At 51.6% G+C, this 16,608-nt stretch carries 14 protein-coding genes; all 14 read right to left on the bottom strand.

What is annotated here, in order from left to right; all coding sequences use genetic code 11:
* Positions 1 to 10: 10 nt before the first annotated feature.
* On the bottom strand, positions 11 to 328 hold the full coding sequence (locus F3J39_RS09500; RefSeq protein WP_166714110.1) for a hypothetical protein: 318 nt from the start codon (positions 326 to 328) through the stop codon (positions 11 to 13).
* A 47-nt stretch (positions 329 to 375) separates the two neighbouring features.
* Positions 376 to 1,959: a type VI secretion system protein TssA gene (gene tssA, locus F3J39_RS09495; protein WP_348769941.1), complete on the bottom strand. Its 1,584-nt coding sequence runs from the start codon at positions 1,957 to 1,959 to the stop codon at positions 376 to 378.
* Positions 1,956 to 5,351 (bottom strand): ImcF-related family protein, encoded by a 3,396-nt coding sequence (locus F3J39_RS09490; RefSeq protein ID WP_166714108.1) that lies wholly within the window; start codon positions 5,349 to 5,351, stop codon positions 1,956 to 1,958. Before F3J39_RS09490 ends, tssA begins: the two co-directional genes overlap by 4 nt.
* Positions 5,338 to 6,492, bottom strand: coding sequence for a hypothetical protein (locus F3J39_RS09485; RefSeq protein ID WP_166714107.1), 1,155 nt, complete (start codon positions 6,490 to 6,492; stop codon positions 5,338 to 5,340). The genes F3J39_RS09490 and F3J39_RS09485 overlap by 14 nt, the downstream gene beginning before the upstream one ends.
* A 3-nt stretch (positions 6,493 to 6,495) precedes the next feature.
* The gene (locus F3J39_RS09480) at positions 6,496 to 6,762 is read right to left on the bottom strand and encodes a PAAR domain-containing protein (protein ID WP_166714168.1); all 267 of its coding nucleotides are present in this window, start codon (positions 6,760 to 6,762) and stop codon (positions 6,496 to 6,498) included.
* A 103-nt stretch (positions 6,763 to 6,865) separates the two neighbouring features.
* Complete coding sequence (locus F3J39_RS18840) at positions 6,866 to 7,063, bottom strand: hypothetical protein (RefSeq protein WP_247648244.1); 198 nt, start codon at positions 7,061 to 7,063, stop codon at positions 6,866 to 6,868.
* A 57-nt stretch (positions 7,064 to 7,120) separates the two neighbouring features.
* Positions 7,121 to 7,381: a hypothetical protein gene (locus F3J39_RS18835; protein WP_247648243.1), complete on the bottom strand. Its 261-nt coding sequence runs from the start codon at positions 7,379 to 7,381 to the stop codon at positions 7,121 to 7,123.
* A gap of 60 nt (positions 7,382 to 7,441) precedes the next feature.
* Entirely contained in the window at positions 7,442 to 8,089 is a 648-nt protein-coding gene (locus F3J39_RS09470) for a DUF2931 family protein (RefSeq protein WP_108569928.1), read from the bottom strand.
* Between the two features lie 84 nt (positions 8,090 to 8,173).
* Positions 8,174 to 8,821, bottom strand: a complete 648-nt coding sequence (locus tag F3J39_RS09465; protein WP_039380458.1) for a DUF2931 family protein — start codon at positions 8,819 to 8,821, stop codon at positions 8,174 to 8,176.
* A complete protein-coding gene (locus F3J39_RS09460; protein ID WP_108569929.1) occupies positions 8,818 to 10,401 on the bottom strand; it encodes a DUF2235 domain-containing protein in 1,584 nt (527 codons plus the stop codon). The genes F3J39_RS09465 and F3J39_RS09460 overlap by 4 nt, the downstream gene beginning before the upstream one ends.
* A gap of 2 nt (positions 10,402 to 10,403) precedes the next feature.
* On the bottom strand, positions 10,404 to 12,944 hold the full coding sequence (vgrG, locus tag F3J39_RS09455) for a type VI secretion system Vgr family protein (protein ID WP_166714106.1): 2,541 nt from the start codon (positions 12,942 to 12,944) through the stop codon (positions 10,404 to 10,406).
* 116 nt (positions 12,945 to 13,060) lie between these two features.
* Positions 13,061 to 13,297, bottom strand: a complete 237-nt coding sequence (locus F3J39_RS09450) for a hypothetical protein (protein WP_166714105.1) — start codon at positions 13,295 to 13,297, stop codon at positions 13,061 to 13,063.
* 33 nt (positions 13,298 to 13,330) lie between these two features.
* Positions 13,331 to 13,978, bottom strand: a complete 648-nt coding sequence (locus F3J39_RS09445) for a hypothetical protein (RefSeq protein WP_166714104.1) — start codon at positions 13,976 to 13,978, stop codon at positions 13,331 to 13,333.
* A gap of 6 nt (positions 13,979 to 13,984) precedes the next feature.
* Complete coding sequence (gene tssH, locus F3J39_RS09440) at positions 13,985 to 16,588, bottom strand: type VI secretion system ATPase TssH (RefSeq protein WP_166714103.1); 2,604 nt, start codon at positions 16,586 to 16,588, stop codon at positions 13,985 to 13,987.
* Positions 16,589 to 16,608: the final 20 nt, after the last annotated feature.

Below are 16,608 nucleotides of genomic sequence, written 5' to 3'. Positions count from 1 at the left end.
CGAGCCTCTCTTATTTGAACGCACCCAGACCAGTCATAAACCGGAGAAACGTCAGCGATATCGGGAAGGAAATAATGTCCGCTGCAGCCGCAATCGGGGTGATAATCACATTGGTCAGAATATTACCGGCATGAATATTGATGACCTGTTTATCGGTCCACAATTCAATTTCGTACTGACTGGCAGTTTTACTCAGCTGAGCGCCTTTTAAATTGATGAGCTCTGCGTGATTGATGACGCCTTTTATTTCTTCCCTGCTGACAAACGTATTATCAAAATAATGAAAGCCTGTCGGCTGCATATTCTGTGTTTCAGTTAATGTCATCATTCCTTTGAACCATTTATATTTAAATTAAAGAAAGAGGTCAGACCCTATTAAGAAAAGAGTACTGACGCTCGCGCCGCATCGATAGTCACCAGCCCGGCCAGCAGCTGTTCCATGTCAGACTGCAGGCGGGCTTTATCTGTTTCACTCCGGCCTGCGCGGGCACGCAGTAACTTCAGCCGGCGGGACTTGACTTCAAATAACAGCGCTGGCTCCCACTCCGCCAGCGTCATACTCTCTGCGCCAGCATCGAGCGCGCCCAGCAGCTGCAGTGCCAGTTCCTGCCGACCAGACTGCTCAGCAATCCGTGCCATCAGCAGGCGAAGGAGCCACTGCTGGCGCGGAGAGTGGATACCGGGTCGCTGCTGCAGCCAGGTCAGCGCAGCGGCAATGCCCTCTCTGTCTGCCAGCTCAGTCGCCTCGCTCTCCAGCAACAGCACCTCATCTTCCGGCATGCTCGCCGCAGCGGCGGGATCGGGTCCGAACGCACTCTCCGTTATCATGACCTGCTGCCGGATCCAGCTCAGCGTCACCTCATCCGCAAACGGCATGCCGTCGCTGAAGGCCAGCGTTTCCAGTCCGCGCAGGCGGGAGAGCAGCCCTTTCAGATCGTCCTGCACAATAGCGGCAAATTCCGCATGTCCCGATCGCAGCTGCGCCTGGTGCTGATACCACTGCAGGTCAAGCCAGAAGTGGTTTGTTCCCCGACTGAACAGACTGTCCGCCTGCTCAGCCAGCTCGGCCCAGCTCTGCTGAAGCCAGAGGCGTTTAAGCAGCGCGCGCTGGTCAGATTTTGGTGGCGTCACACGACTGTTGCCGTTACCTGACAGCAGCGGCAGCTGACTGAGCGTGTCATAGCGGAGGGTTTTCATCAGCCGGTGTGCGGCCAGCGCGCCATTTGGCTGCTCGCGCAGATAAGCTGCCAGCGTTCGCGCCTGTTCCATCAGCTCCCGCCCGGAGCTGATGGCAGCCAGCGCTGGCGCAGCTGAGGCTGAAGACGCGTCTGGTTGCAGGCTGTCTGCTGCCGTCAGCGGCACTATCGCATCAGGACCACCGGCGTTAAGCAGCCGGGACTCCAGCGCGCTGTAAAGCGCTGCGCAATGGGTGCCGCCCTGCGCCCTGCAGATGTCATCAATAGCCAGCAGCGCCGCCACGGTGCGCTGCGCCGTGGCGGTCGTCACCTCCGGATAGAGCGTCAGCGTATCCAGCACGCGCGCGCCGGATATAAAATTCAGCGCCACCTCGCGACTGCGCGTCCGCTGCGGATGCAGGTTGTCACCAAAGCGCTGCAGCAGGCCCGCCAGTAAGGCAAGCCCCTCAGCAAACCCCGCTTCGCCATCCTGCTGCAGGCGGGCCACGCAGTACCAGACCGCTACGCGGATATCTTTCGCTTCCGAAGTCAGTATCTGCTCCGCCAGCGAACAGATCAGTGCCATATCCGTGCCGGACAGGCGGTTCATCTCCTCCTGCATCCGCTGAAACGTATCGGTATAGGTCGGGTCTTCACCGGCAGGATGGCTGGTGCTTACAGGCTGCAGCCAGTGCTCCCATAAGAGAATATGCTCAGCAGCCTGCGCGCGGAGCGGTTCCGCATCCATGCCGCAGGCGCTAATCAGAGATTGCAGAGGCATCACTCCTCCTCAATGAATTCAGCATTACCAGGCGGGTTCTGGGTGCTGCTGGTGAGAAAAATATCGGACGGAAGCGTAAAGTTGCGCAGCTTCAGCAGCGCCAGCGGCCCCTCGCCGGCTTCGGTACGCAGGGTGTAGTTTAACGGCCGCCCGTCGGGGGCATGCCAGGTAAGCTGCCAGCTGCTGCCCAGCCCTGGTCTGGCGCTGACGTGCGCCTTTTCCAGCAGGCGGATCAACCCCCAGCTGCCCGGCATCTCACCGTACAGACGAGTGCCTGCTTTGGTGCTGATCCAGCTCAGCGACGCGCCTGGCGCGTCGGTGTCAGCAGGCCAGGTAAAGCGCCGCCAGACCGGCTGCTGATTCATGTAGGTCAGCTTCTGGCTATCGATTATCAGGTCAGTCTGCATCACGTCTGCTGCCGTTCCCGGACGCAGCTCAAAATGCAGGCCGGCATGACCGCTGGCAAATACCACGTCAGCAATCTGACTGAGCTGATTTAGCGCCTGCAGAAAAGCGGGATTAAATGTCAGTCCGCGGGCGTTAATGCGGTCCGGTACCCAGCGGGTCCCTTCGCGATGGAGTACGCCACCCAGACGAGCGTGCAGAAAGCGGGTAAGGCGTCCGGTGTCCGCATTCAGATATTTCGCCAGCAGCGGCAGTGATACCTCGCTGCTGACATTTTTGAACGGGTAGCGGCCGCCGAATGCGCGGTTCCATTCATTCACTACGGCCTGCTGCCACTGTGCGTTGAAGCTGCCTGCAGCCGGCATCAGCACCTGCTGCCACGCCTGTTCTATCGGGCGCACAAACACCGTCTGCCCGAACCCGCTCCACTCCTGCCCCAGTCCGGCGGCGACCAGGCTGCCGTAGTCGCGTGTCTCCGTCAGGTCAACGCTCTTTCCCTGAAATACCGTCCGGGCCAGCGCCTGCGTCATCGCCTGTGGATCTGCCGCGCTGGTGACCTGCTGCAGGCGCAGGCGCACCTGCGTTACGCGCGTCAGGAAAGTGCGCAGATTCATCGTGCTGCTGCTCTGATTGTCGGTCAGCGCCAGCAGCGGCCCGAACGTGGCATCAAGCGGCCCCTGCGGGCCGCTGCGCTGATCAATCACCGGGCGCTTCTCCCGGTTAAAGAGGTTTTGTGCAGATTTCACCAGCGAGTCGCTCATCGCGCCGCCGCTCTGTGCGGTACGCCCCTGCACATTGAGCGTGTTCATTAACGCCACCAGCGGCGACTGCCTGACGTCCGCTATCAGCGTGAGCTGGTCAATCGCATCGGAGAGCGTCGGCGCGGGCTGCAGGCGCAGACTATTAAGGAAGTGCAGCCAGGCTGCACTGTAATCGGCAAAGTAGCGGCTGGCGAGCCTCGTCTCCAGTGTCTCAGGCGAAGCCGCCTCACCTGCAGGCGGCGGTGCATCACTCAGTACCCAGTCCATCTCTTCACGCCGCTCACGCGCCACTTTTTCAATGGCAGGTTTAACGCCCTCTTCCCACGCCTGACGGGTGAACATGCCGGGCACAATTTCATCAGTGATAAAGAGGCGAGCGGCATCCGTATCGCCGGTCATATCGGCCAGCCGCATATCGGCGTACTGGTGTTTTACTTTGGAGATCACCCGCTGATACTGCCGCGATTCACTGTTGGTTACCCCCATCTGACGCACCAGCAGGGTGCGTACCTGCCCGACCAGATCCGGGTCTGCTTTCAGCGCCCATTCGGGGTGAGTGATCAGATGCTCTGCATAGAAGGCCAGCAGCGTCTCCCCGGCTCCCTGCCAGTAAGCCTCATCCAGCCCCTGCCGCTGTGTCCGGTTCTGCATCAGCGTCTGACTGAACCAGCTGGCGTCCATACGTTCAGGACGCGTCAGCATCAGATAGAGTCTGAGATGCACATAGGCCTGCTTTGACTGCGTTTCACGCAGCGGGCTGTCAGGCGGGAGTGTGGCATAAGTCTGCAATGCACCGGTAAGCCAGGCTGCGGCGTCGTCGCGCAGGAGGGGCTGTGCTGCTTCAAGGTAGCGAGGCCACAGAGCAGAACGCAGTTTTTCGTTCTGACTAAGCCCGGCGCGCTGATACCATGGCACGCCATGTTCTGAGCGATGCTCCAGGCGAGCCAGCGTGTGCTGAAGTTCAGTTAGCGCTTTCATACGTTGTTCAGGCGACTGATTCAGCCTGACGGCAAGCGCGGCCTGGGCATTTACGTCAGCTACCTGTCTGTAATTAGCTATATATGCAATACATATCCACGCAGCCCAGCCCACCATTGTCAGAGAAGCACAAGACGCCATTATCTTTTGCCATGGAATGCCCGGCTTACGTGGACGAAGATCTGCAGGAAGCATCTGGACTGACGCAGGCAGAACATCCCAGCACTTATCCATGCGCCAGTGGTGCATAGCAGCTTGCCTGGTACCCGCAGAAGGCTGGCTGAACACCAGCCCCGCGAGCGATAGTGGGCTGGAAGGATTGAACATCACTGAGAGGAGCGCGGTCACGTTCTCCGATCTGCGGCTGAGCTGGTCAGCCAGTGTCAAAAGAAAGTGATGGTTTACCTCACCACAGGTTTGCTGCAGCCCCTGCGAGATGAGGACCGGCGTCAGGACAGTCAGCGTTTCTGTTAAAGCCTCACTATGACAGCCGGCAGGTAGCAGACAGCCAGTGGCCTGCGTGATGCGAGTTTCCGGCTTACCGGCATGCGTATGCAGGGACCAGACATATAGCGGAAGCTTCCAGCCCAGCGCATCCATCCGGGCGCGAATGGCATAAAACGGGGGAGCCATGGTGCTCTCAGAAGGCAGCGACAGCCGCTGCTCCAGTCCCGGCGCTGACAGCTGGTCGAATGCCCGGGTCACCCATACTACTCCATCAACCGGACGGCGGCGCAGTTTGCGTAACGCTGTCAGCCAGGCAATGTCACCAGGTGAGTTGAGATCGCCCCCCCACAACAGCAGCGTGCCACGGTCTTCCTGCCAGAGCTGATCCGGCAGGCCAGGGGTTAATTGTTCCACTTCATCAACTGCGCCGGTTATCAGCAGGATGCGCGTTTTACGTGCCCAGCAGCGACCGTGAAGATTGCGCAGGGTGAGGCGGATAGCATCAACGGTGACGGTGCGTGGTGCGGTCTGTGCAACACGGCTTTCATCAGCAGGCAGGGCATTCTTTCGCTTAGCCTCTAAGCGATGCCAGCTCTGCTGAATAACCAGACTCATTGTTTTGCTATGACGAAGCATCATCAACAGAAATAACGCACCGGCAAGTACCAGACTTTTCATAAGCGTAGTATGTAGCCCAATCCTATCGCCAAAGTGCCATATCAGCCAGACAATCCCTCCTGCAATAAGGGCGGAGAATCCCAGCCGGCCCCATTCTCCACGCCATAAAGAGTCACCTGTTTTCATTAGTTATATTCCCTGTTTGCACCGTATTAATAAATTTCTGCTCATCATCCTTTGAGAGCATCAGGCAGTCCGCTTTTTGTATATTGACGATATCGCTGGCTACAGCAGCCAATATCCATGGAGAGAAGGGGCCACTTATTCCGGCATATTTTTCCAGCCAGTGGAGCTGTTCAGGTTTCCAGTAACCGCCATATTCTCTGACTGAATTGAGCAAACGAAAAAATGCATTACCCCAATCCACTTTGTCACCAACGATACTGACCGTTGAACAGGCCTGCGTTTGCGTTGAGAAAAACGTATCCAGCGACGTTTCTGATATTTCCCTGTCAAGTGCCATTGGACGCAAAATACGGGCGTTGAAAGAGAGGTTGAATTTTGTGACCACATCATCGGAGGTCATCATAAGAAGAGCCAGCGCATCACTATACGCATCTCCTCCCTGAGTCTGATGAATCAGGATTATTTCCACATCCAGCGCAGGCGCGCGAATTCGCTCATCCAGTGAAAGGAAGGACTTCGACTTAAGAATGGTCAACCGGGGTCCCGGGCGATCGGGAATATCTCTCTGCCAGGCATTCATAAATGCAGCCTGCAACGCAGGCAAATCATCAGAAAAATCGGTCAGCAATGTAACGACAGGTACGATACCTGAAGGCAACGTTGCCAAAGCCTGATTTACCCCTGCTAGCAAAACAGAAAAGTGCGCCTCAGGAGTGTGTAGAGCGATTCGTCGGGATAAAAATGTGCTTTGCTCCAGTGTTGGCGGAGAAGCCAAAAGAATTTTAGATGTCAGATTTGCAGGCAATATAACACCGCTGTGCAGGACTGCGATGTTGCGGCCAGCCCACTCTTCCCACTGCTGTTGTGCAAATTCTGCTTCATTTAATTCAAATTTATGTCTGTTAAACGCGTTGTTGTAGAGCCAACTGCGCAGGCAGAGAAAGAATATCCAGATAACAGCAGGAAATGAGGTGGCAGCCCAAAGATTATATGCTTTAAGTACTCCTGCCATTTTATTAGCATGCAGGACAAATAATAGTATGCACCCGACCAGTGCCAGAACCCCTGCCATTATCCACAGGGTGAATGAAGGCTCTTCGGGCTTAGCTGATATTATTGATTTTTGACGCTCCCAACTCATTATTTATCCTATTGCGCAATCCGGCGCACTGGAAATAACCTGACAGCCACATTCGCAGTGGCAACCATTAACAACCACGGCTTTACCATCTGATATCCATTCTGGCGAGCCATCGATAATAGCATTAATGCCATGGCCATTTATCGGGCAACTTATTTTATCGCCAACAAGGGCAACACTCTTTCCATTAATTACCATTGTTGATGAGGCGGAAATGACCTGTCCACCATGTGTGGTTTTATCACCCAGCAACACAAAACCTTTTGACATATTGAGACCCATATTTAATTCCGCATATAAACTTCATTATGCATATAATTTTATTAGTTCTTTTGCTTAATCTCTTTTAACTTATCGCACGCATTGCAATCGCCTATAGAGCAACTATTTTTGAATAGCCCGACGGCCAGCTCCTTGTTTTCAGCAACCCCGTTGTTATTAAAGTACATCGTGCCGGGTGATACATCGCCGAAGGCTGGCCTTGTTTTCCTGCAATCTCAAGCCAGTTTCTGGCTTTGGCATAGTTCATTTCAACTCCCTCACCATTGAGGTATGCGTAGCCTAAATTCATCTGGGCAGTGGCATTGCCATTTTTCGCTGCTTTCTCATACCAGTAATTCGCATTTTCTTAGCTTTTCTCGGTTTCTTTTTCGTAATAATACATATCACCTAAATCACCCTGAGCATCCGTGCTTCCGGATTCAGCAGCGTTCTGGTAGAGCCCGAAGGCTTTTTTCATAGCCCGCGGAACTCCCATGCCTGAATAATAAATATTAGCTATTTTATCTGCATCGTCCGCCCTGGTTGTTGATATGGTATCGGCAATGGTTGTTGCAGAAAATAAACAAGCAGAGATAAAAATAAAAAATAAGCTATTCGATGGCTTCATGAAAAATCCATTTAGATGAGAGGGAGGTTGCTTTGCTAATTTTACTTTAAATATAGTTACTTACCAGATTCCATAAGGATACTTTTTATCTTTAATAAAATGAGGAGTATCTCCATAGTATACATATCCATCTGGATGTCCTGTGACACCTTTGCACATATCGAGTTCTTTACCTGAAACAGTTATTATTTCTGTATCGATTAATGGGATATCTGAATGACCATATTGCCTCAGCCAGACGCGGACTTTCCCCTCAGGCGCCAGACCTATCAGCATCGTCTGCCGGTATGCATTTTTTCCTGGTTTCAGAACGTCATGGTAAGGGCTAATCATCTTTTCCCATGTATCCTGAGTGAAAAACAGAGTGGATTGGTAAGTTTTCTTATCAATTATTGAATCCCAGCAAAATATCATTATTTGCGGCAATCTGTCGGCTTGGTTAAATTGCGTATTTCCTGCTGAATTCTTTTCACTCCAGCGTCCTGTGCTGATACCCCGAGGTTGATCAATAGTCCGATATGTAGATGCATAGCCATCTATGTCCAGCAGCCTTAACAATGTTACCTGTGCCGGCAAAGATTTAGGCGTGGTAAAAGCAAAGTACCACCTCTCCCAGGGAGTTTTGAGACTGTCAGATTTACTACTGGCACAAGAAATAGTAAAAAACAAAATCAAGAAAAACGAAATTAACCTGGATGTATTTTTCATACTCACCCTCACCTTATTATCTCAGGCTGAGCGCTAAGAAATAATAACATATTGAATGAATAATCAAACCGCATTTAATCAAATTTACCAAGAGCCATAAGGGTATTTTTTATTTGAAATAAACGCTTTTGTTTCATTACTGTAACCATAGGAAAAATCACTTCCTGTGACACCTTTGCACATATCTAGTTCTTTACCTGAAACAGTTATTATTTCTGTATCGATTAATGGGATATCTGAATGACCATATTGCCTCAGCCAGACGCGGACTTTCCCCTCAGGCGCCAGACCTATCAGCATCGTCTGTCGGTATGCATTTTTTCCTGGTTTCAGAACGTCAGGGTAAGGGCTAATCATCTTTTTCCATGTATCCTGAGTGAAAAACAGAGTGGATTGGTAAATTTTTTTATCTATAATTGAGTCCCAGCAAAATATCATTATTTGCGGCAATCTTTCGGCTTGGTTAAATTGCGTATTTCCTGCTGAATTTTTTTCACTCCAGCGTCCTGTGCTGATACCCCGAGGTTGATCAATAGTCCGATATGTAGTTGCATAGCCATCTATGTCCAGCAGCCTTAACAGTGTTACCTGTGCCGGCAAAGATTTAGGGGTGGTAAAAGCAAAATACCACCTCTCCCAGGGAGTCTTGTAACTGTCAGGTTTATTGCTGGTACAGGCGGTAGCAGTACACACAAGCAATAAAAGCTGAATTGGTCTGGTAATTAATCTCATGATTTTCCTCCCTGCATATTCCACACAGCGCGAACCCAGCCGGGATTCGGACGATTGATATAAAAAAACAAATCAGATGATTTGACAGCGCCATAGATAGTTTTTACTTTCTTCCCGTCCAGCCAGACATCTTTAACAACTACAGGGTTCCAGTGAGCGGAGCAGTGAATATACTTTCCAATCAATTTTAGTTCTGGTGAGACAAATGGCATTGGGTGATTGCCTTTTCTTACTTCCTTTCCTTGATCAATTGCTTTTTGGCATAAGAAGATAAGATCATCCGGTAAATTCAAATATTCATTTGTAGGTTCAATTTCTTTCATCATTACTCCTGCTTCCTGAGCCGCGTCCAGCATTACCCGTAAACTCACTTTGCTCCAGTCATTAGTCACTACTCTCTCAATAGTTATTGCCGCCCCAACACGTTTTTGTAGGGTGCCACCACGTTTTTTATCCTCGTTGACCAGATAGTCATACCAGGTCTCTGTCTTTACCTCACCGTTCGGAATTATTGCACTTAACAATGGATTACTATTGAGATCGGATATTTCTGCCACTGAACGCCGATAGACATTGGTCATTTCAGAAGAAATACCTTCATTAACAGTTTCGTTCCGGGGTTCGGTCAGGTAAAGATATTCTTTTTCCCTCGGGTTATAGCCACCGCCGATATCTGAATGCACGCCTGGCAGGGCCAGTTCCGGCCACGATTCCCTGATGCTGTTAAGACTAAAGTTGTAGCGGCACTCATGCATCGCCGTAATTTGAAAGACTTTCTGTGCAATACCCGGAGGTAAATCCAGCTCAACGCCAGGGTTCACACCATTATGTACATCAAATAAATTACTTACCGTACCTACCGCGCACACAGTATCAAATAACCCCAGAAAGCGGGTTTCTCCTGCAGGTTTACCATGGTGATTTCGACCGCCCAGCCCTTTAGCTATTGCCAGCCGTATGGCTTTATCGTCGTTTCTTACACGGTTTACAAAGTGGCGGGCTGCTGCTGCTCCACGACTAAATCCAAAAACATCGAACTGAATTTTCTCAATTGCAAAATTTACTTCCTGGTTAAGCTCCAGGAATTTCGAAATTTGCTCAGTGATAAGAGCGACGCCTTCATCAGATTTATCAACTACGCCATAAAACCAGCCGCCTGTCGCCATACTTATCGAGCTATCGCTACTACCTCTGACAGTACCAATGCCCTGTACATAGACTGCTCGTTGATAAACTGCCTGCCCCTCAATCACTTCGTCATCGGTAGCGTAAAGCGTATTCAGCCAGTGGATATTAGAATAATACCCAATATAACTTCCGGCACTGCTGACATTCCAGCCCAGTTTCCTGGCGCAAGCTTTTGCATCTTCTGCCTTCATTCCAACATCAAGATGAGAACATGACTCCAGAATGCGGTTCTGAGTGTTAAATGTGTTGTTTCCCGTACCATCAAAGAAAACCCCAATAATAATTGTTATTCCTGGAACAGGCTTACGCTTACAGACAACTTTTTTCTCTGAAATGTTTACATCAGTAATATGCTCGCATTCAGTGGCTTCCCATGCATGATAATCAGGCATAGTTATTTACTCCCTGCTACTGAATTGCCAGTGCCAAGGATCTCAATTTTTAATTTCCCAGGCATTGCGGTATATATCGGCAACGTCTTTCCGCTGTCATCTGACACTCCATGGAATACCTGCCCATCAGCAGTTGTTACCCTATATTCAGTCCGGGGGATAATATTGCCTGCTTCGTCAGTCAGGGAGTAAACACCGCCATAGCCTTTTTGAAATTCAGGAGCAGGAGTGTCTACAGAAGCTGCTCCCATTTTCTGCACATTGGCACATTTCAGCAGAATATTTCCCGGGCAGCCCAGTTCAATATTTCCGTCACTTAACCTGATGTAAGCACCGCCGCAGTTAATGACCAGTTCCGTTGTTGCTGTAATATTAATTTTACCTTCGGTGGTGGTTACGGTGACATCTTTCTTCGCTATGACGTCCAGCGCATCATCCTGCGCCTGGATTTCAACTTTTCCTTTCGCCGCAAATAGTTTCATACCAGCCTGACGTGCCAGCATACTGATGGCTTCACCTGCCGCTACCGTAAAGCGCTTTATCACACTGATATCAGCATTTTTTTGCGCTACGATCCCTACGCTGGCGCTTCCCGAGGAGACGCGTACGCCTTCCGGACTGCTGATACTTATTCCCTGCGGTGCATTCAATACCATCCCCGGCTGTACCAGTTCTGTCAGTGCGTCTGTCATTAATTTCTGGCTTTGAATATCCGCTGGATATGCCTGTGCACCTTCTGCCGCACCTGACAGGCTTCTGGCAATACTCAACGCATGTTCAAGCTGTGCCTCAGCTTCTTTCATGGAGAGCATTTTATTGCTGCCATATGGCTGGCTGTCTGCACTGATGAATACACCGGCTCCGCCACGAACGGTTACCCACTTATCCGTCCGCAGTTCAGCCCCTTCACCACGAAGAACCCTGCTCGCGTCAACGTTATGCCCCAGATTCAGCTGCGTCTTCCCGCCATACTCCGTGCTGAGCTTGATGTGCTCCTCACCGCGCTTATCCTCCATGCGCAGCTTGTTAAAGCCTGCCGTACGGATGACGTTGCGCGTGCTGTTCTCTTCAGTGACGTGATCGACATGCCTTGAATCGTGTAACGCGTGCGCGATATAAGGCTGGTCCGGATCGCCTTCGCGGAACGCTATCGCTACCTCGGTGCCCTGTATCAGCGGGAAGTGGAAGCCGTACATATCGCCACCGTAGGGTTTCGCCAGGCGCACCGGCATGCTCTCCAGACCGCGCTCCCGGCTCTCCTCGTCGGCGTCAAATACCACGCGGTATAATCCCGCGGCATCCTGCCAGGCGTAGATATCGTTATCTTTTGCGCTGGTCACGCGCGCCGTCATGGTGCCGCTGACTTTTGGGCGTTCAGGTAAATCGGGACGCCAGCAGAGGGTTTCACTATAGGGAACGGCGCTAAGCGTTACGCGCATTGCTGACTTTCTGCTGGCAACAAACCCCAGTCTGACCATAACAAGTGGATTGAGAAGCTGTTCCGGCAAAGAAGGGGGAATATTATTATCGGTTACAGTAATAACCTGCCCTGCAGCAAGGCCAGGATCGCTGCTTGTACCCACGATAACAGACTGAGCAGCCAGAAACCGTTCGTGATCGAGTTGCGCATAGAAGTTGGCGGTTTCTGCGGAGGGAAACATTTTATCGCCTGCCTGAAGATGTCGGGCGCGATAATGATAAGCCTTCCCGTAATTTATTTTGTCGCCATCCCCCCGCATCATATCTGCTTCTTCAGAACGCAAAATATACTGAGCTGTGCGATGATTATAATCTTTCGTCGTCACGCTTTTTTGTACAATATGATGCTGCTGGTTTAAGCCCCAGACTGAGTCGATGCCTCCATCCTCCATGCCTGAGGGTGTGGTGAACAGTAATACTTTTCCCGCTTCAAATGCTGCCTGACTATCGCCAAAATGAATAACCTCAGTACATACTTCTTCCTGCAACCGGAAATAGTAGAAAATCCCGACCTCAGCTAATATCCGCTGGATAAAAGCAAGGTCGCTTTCCTGATACTGATTAATTTGTTCACGCCTCGGATAATCCCGCTTCAGGCTGAATTGATATTGCCAGCTCTCCAGTCCATGCTCTGCTAATATCTGAGAAACGACTTCAGTAACGGATTTATTAACAAAAAAACGATGAGTGCGAAAATTTTTATCAAGTAATGCAATGAAGGGTTTTATCTCCACTTCATACAAAGCCTGATCGACGGAGCTTTGCAGGCGTCGAAAACCTGTGACAATGCCATGCACAGTTTTTCGCGTTTTCAAAGGCAGCATTTTATCCCGCGCACCTGGCATGTCGTACATATACAGCCAGATATGTTTACGTAGCACTTTCTGAGAAGGAATATTTGATTTGTCACTGGTAAACCTGATTGTATAGCGATAGATTTCACTCAACCCCTCCTGAGCATCAAATTCTTCGACATCCATTTGAAAGAGGCAGTCAGGAATTTCCAGATGAAATCGATTGAGTGAAAGCGGAGAAGATTTAATGAGATTATTATAAGGGACCATTTATCCTCCATGATAAGATCAATTCCCACCGGGGGTGCCTGTGTGCTTTCATAGCCAGTGGAAAAACGCAGGTCAGCTAAAGTGTTTAAATAATTAAATTCCCGCATGAGAAAAACTTAATAGTGAATATCAAATTCATTATGCATTTTTTCAAAGCTAAATTTAATCAAACTATAACCTGCATATACCAGCAAGAACAAAATAGCAATTATGACATAGCGATAATCGCTAGTTGAAAAGAAAACATACCAGATTGACATAACCAAACCTGTCGCCATCAGCATTGAGCCTATTGCCCTGACAGCGAGTGATGCCAAAGTTAAGCTTATGCGTTTTATCAAAGAATTTTTCATGACTCCTCTTACCATACTCTCAGGCAGATAAAATTAACCTTTTAAACCATTAAAAAAATGTCTACATAACTCGTCAAACTCAAGAGGGTTTTCTTTATGTATATTGCAGGCTCTTTCAAAGGGAGCAACAGTATCTTTAACAACAAAATAGAGTAAATCCAGATTACCCATGCGTCTTAGTCTGGAGTAAATGACCGGATTAGCTGACTCAAGATTTCTTGATGTATAAATTGCTCTCGATGCTTCGCTACCAAGGTATAATAGTGAGCCAATTATCGTGCCAGAGAATATAGCATTTGTAGCATTAGCTGTCAGAGCACGTCCCAGATTGACACCTGTCAGATGGGAGAAAGACAATCGGCCCATAATATTAACGCCAGTTTTGTCTGCAACATCCCTTACCTTTTCAAAATTGATTCTTGAAGTAAAATCATCAATAAAAACGCTGACGATTTTCTCAACAACCTCTTTTCTGAAAACGCCCCGCTTAACTAACTCTGCTATCCGATATTTATCGTTACTGTTATTTCTGCGACGTTCAGTATCTATGTAATCATAACTCAGGTAAGCCATGCTCACCGAAAAAGAAATAAATCCTTTGGTGAAATTCACCAATAGTCCTGAGTCATCAAGATTAATCGCATCAAGCATATCTCTGGCAATCTTTTTTGTACTGTCCATAAGTTACTATTCTCTAAACACCAGCACGAAACCTTCATCTTCTGTCCACGTCATAGATAGCTGCTGCGGACAAGAGCCCGCCGCCTGCCAGGCGAGGATTTGCCTGCTCACAACCGGCAAAATCTGCTGGCTGAGCAGGCTGTCAACGTTGCGCGCGCCGGTATCCGGCAGCAGGCAGGCGGCGGTGAGGGCATCACAGAGCGCGTCTGTGATATCCGTATGCAGGCCGTAGTGACGCTGCAGGCGATCTCTGACCTTCTCAAGCTTCGTTTCAACGATGATACGCATCGTGTCACGGCTCAGCGGGCGGTAAATTACCGTCTGAAAGCGCGCCAGCAGTGCCGGCTGGAAATGGTCGCGGATAATCGGACGCAGCAGTTGCTGCAGATCCGCCTCGCTGGCGTCCGGCTGTTCACTGAGCAACCGCATTAGCGCGTCGCTGCCGAGATTGGAGGTCATCAGGATAACCGTATTGCGGAAATCAATTTCCCGTCCCTCGCCGTCGCGCATAAAGCCCCGGTCAAATACCTGATAAAACAGGTTAACCACGTCGCGGTGCGCTTTCTCCACCTCATCAAGCAGGATCACACTATACGGGCGCTGGCGCACTGCTTCGGTCAGTACGCCGCCCTGACCATAGCCCACGTAGCCCGGCGGTGAGCCCTTGAGCTGGCTCACCGTATGCGCCTCCTGGTACTCGGAGAGATTAATGGTGATCAGCGACTTTTCGCCGCCGTACAGCGTGTCAGCCAGCGCCAGCGCCGTCTCTGTCTTACCAGTTCCGCTGGTGCCCACCAGCAGAAACACGCCCAGCGGGCCGTTCTCAGCGGTCAGGCCGGTTTTCGACGCCCGCAGTCGCTGTGCGATGGCATTCAGCGCTGCCGGCTGGCCTGCCACGCGGGTTTCCAGCGTCTTTTCCAGTGTCAGCAGCGCCGTCTGCTCATTCTTCATTAAGGAAGAGATCGGTACGCCGGTCCAGTCGGCAATGACGCCCGCTACCGTACGCGCGTCTACGTCCAGCGTGATCAGCGGCTCACCCTGCTGCAGCGTCTGCAGGGCAGAGTGTAACGTGCCACGCCTGACGTTCTGCGTCGCGTCCTGACGACAGGCCAGCAGCGTCTCCATCATTTCGCGCTCGGCCTGGTAACGCAGCTCCAGCTGTTCAAGGCGTTCCTCAGCGCGGGCCAGCTCGCTTAGAATGTCATGCATGCGCCCTGCCTGGACGGGACCGCCCAGCGCTTCATCATCCAGAATGGCGCGTTTTTCAACGTTCAGCGCGTCCGTGCGGGCACGTAACCGCGTGATGGCTTCCGGCACCGTATCCTGACTCATACGTACGCGGGCGCTCGCGGTATCCAGCAGGTCTACTGCCTTATCAGGCAGCTGTCGTCCGGTCAGGTAACGCCGGGAAAGCGTAACGGCCGCGCGGACGGCGGCATCGCTAATATGTACGTCATGATGCTCTGCGTAACGCGATTTCAGGCCTCTGAGCATCAGGCAGGCGGTTTCATCATCCGGTTCATCAACTTTTACCCTCTGAAAGCGACGCTCCAGCGCGGCGTCCTTTTCGAAGTACTGCTTGTACTCGCTCCAGGTGGTAGCCGCGATGGTACGTAGCTCGCCACGCGCCAGCGCGGGTTTGAGCAGGTTAGCCGCATCTGCGCCACCCGCCTGATTACCGGCACTGATGAGGGTGTGCGCTTCGTCAATGAATAGCAGCACCGGCTGCTCCGCCTGCTGTATCTCAGTAATGATGGTTTTGAGGCGCTGCTCAAACTCGCCCTTTACGCCCGCCCCCGCCTGCAGCATACCGAGGTCAAGCGTGCGCACGCTGACCGTGCTAAGACTCTCCGGCACGTTGCCTTCGGCAATGCGCAGCGCCAGCCCTTCCACCAGCGCAGTTTTACCCACGCCCGGCTCGCCCACCAGAATCGGGTTATTCTTGCGGCGGCGGGAGAGAATATCCACCATCTGGCGGATTTCATTATCGCGCCCGTATACCGGGTCGATCTTGCCGTCGCGCGCATCAGCAGTCATGTCGCGGGTAAAGCGGCATAGCGCCTCTGAGGCAGCGGATTTTTTTTCTCCGGGATGATCGGACGGCTGAACGGTGATATCCGGTATACGCTGCGGCTCCGCCTGGCTTTCATCCGATTGCGCATCCAGCAGCGGGCGCAGCGCCGTTATCCGGGGCCGATCCAGGGTAAGAACCGGCCAGAGTGCAGCACAGCACATCAGCCCGTGATGATCGGCCATGGCGAGCAGCAGGTGCAGGCTGCGGATACGCTCCTCCCCGGCCATCGAGGCAGCCAGCCAGGCCTCCTTTAGCAGATGGTGCAGACGGGCCGACAGCGCTGGCCGGCCACACACCTGACGTGGCCGATCGTTGAGAAAGCTCAGCAGATCCTGCCAGACGTCATCCATGTCCCACTCGTAGCGACGCGCGATGACCGTGATGTCCCCTTCTCCCTGCTCCAGCAGTTTAAGCAGCCAGTGCTCAGGTAAGATTTCTGCATGTGCGCGGATCTGGCACAGTGAGGCAGCGGCCTCCAGCGCACGCGCGCAGAAAGGGTTAAGCCGGCGCAGCAGCGCTGCAGACGCATGTTCCATATATTTTCTCTCCGTTTCAG

This window comes from Pantoea sp. Acro-807 (genome assembly GCF_011752675.1).
GTDB classification, from domain to species: Bacteria; Pseudomonadota; Gammaproteobacteria; order Enterobacterales; family Enterobacteriaceae; genus Pantoea; species Pantoea eucrina.
This window is presented reverse-complemented; position numbering and strand designations above follow the sequence as displayed.